This window comes from Yoonia tamlensis (genome assembly GCF_900115105.1).
GTDB classification, from domain to species: Bacteria; Pseudomonadota; Alphaproteobacteria; order Rhodobacterales; family Rhodobacteraceae; genus Yoonia; species Yoonia tamlensis.
Genome location: NZ_FOYP01000007.1, coordinates 1 through 1315 on the forward strand (window position 1 = coordinate 1; position 1315 = coordinate 1315).

2 protein-coding genes are annotated in these 1315 nt (G+C 46.2%); both read left to right on the plus strand.

The window, feature by feature from the left end:
- Nucleotides 1-414 (plus strand): hypothetical protein (locus tag BM320_RS16200; RefSeq protein ID WP_207496963.1); only part of this gene is annotated, 414 nt, incomplete at its 5' end.
- 419 nt (nucleotides 415-833) lie between these two features.
- Complete coding sequence (locus BM320_RS16205; protein WP_090201856.1) at nucleotides 834-1184, plus strand: hypothetical protein; 351 nt, start codon at nucleotides 834-836, stop codon at nucleotides 1182-1184.
- Nucleotides 1185-1315: the final 131 nt, after the last annotated feature.

Below are 1315 nucleotides of genomic sequence, written 5' to 3' on the forward strand. Positions count from 1 at the left end.
AGGCATTTTATGACCGCACATATCGTCCAAATGGACCCAGAAGTTGAAGCCGCAATCCACGAAGGTCGGCTCACACAAATTGAACTCACGGAAGCACAGTTGAAATTGAAGGAAGGCACTTTGTGTCTTCGCGCAAGCGACCTACTGCCTCCAAAAATCAAAACGAAAGAGCAGGCCGAAAAAGCCAAGACTACGAAAGAACGACAAGCCAAATTTAAGAAACAAAAAACGGAGGCTGGCTTCAAAAGAGGATGGATTCACGAAAGCATTCTGGCGCTTGCTGACCAACTTGGCGGGCAAGAAAATATTGCCAAGGAAATCGAAAAACTACGACGACGAGCAGAGGCAGCGGAGACCGAACTACAGAACCTGAAAGCACCAATCTGGTGGAAGTTCTGGAAGCACAAACAATAAACCAGAATGAACCATCAAATCCTTTTACTTCGTTGAAAGAAGCAAAACACATTTGCTTCTCGCAACATGACGAAAGGAACTACAATGCGCATAAGCATCAAAACGAAACTGATAGAAATCGAAGCGACTGGATGGCTACCTGTTTCAGCAGCAGCACTGATCATCATGAGCCTTTGAGAAGTTGTCGCGGATTCAATCCCCGATACACAACACAAAAGATCCGGTCAGAACATCTAAAATGTATCCAACAGGGAGGTGAGCTAAGAGGCGCGGGGTTCGAATCCCTGTCTCTCCTCCAACCACTCCCTTAGCAGGGGAGTGCTCACAATCATTCATTGCCGCATAGATTTCGATTTGCCTTCAGAGTTCAAACACATTTGGGTGAAATAGAATTTCGAAGACAACTTAGAGGACTTTGAATGAAGCGATTTTTGATTGGCCTATCTCTGATGATGTTGGGCTCTGCAGTAAATGCAAAGACAGCAACATGTTTGCTGGTGGTGGATGGTGAGTTTTATATGAATGGAACTTGCGAATTTACCGCAGAAACAGGCGGCGACTTTACAGCAACCACTCAATCCGATGATGGACAAATTGAGTGGTCCGCCTCCATGTTCATTGAAGATGGAGTTGGAAAGATGGCGTGGAACGGAGACGGTCAGGAAGGCCAAAGAATGACACCCGCCGGGCACCAACATACTGTTGAGCATGCAATGAAAAGAGACGGTGCCTGCTGGGCAAACAAAACTGCCTTACTGTGCGCATGGTAAGAATTTTGAGGTGCTCTCTTAAAAAGGGGAGCACCTTCGGTAGATCAACTGATTACAAATCAGCTGTCCTATCATTCTCACTACCCGATTTCTCCGGAGTTTGTGGAACAGTTTGAGAGACCACCAACTCT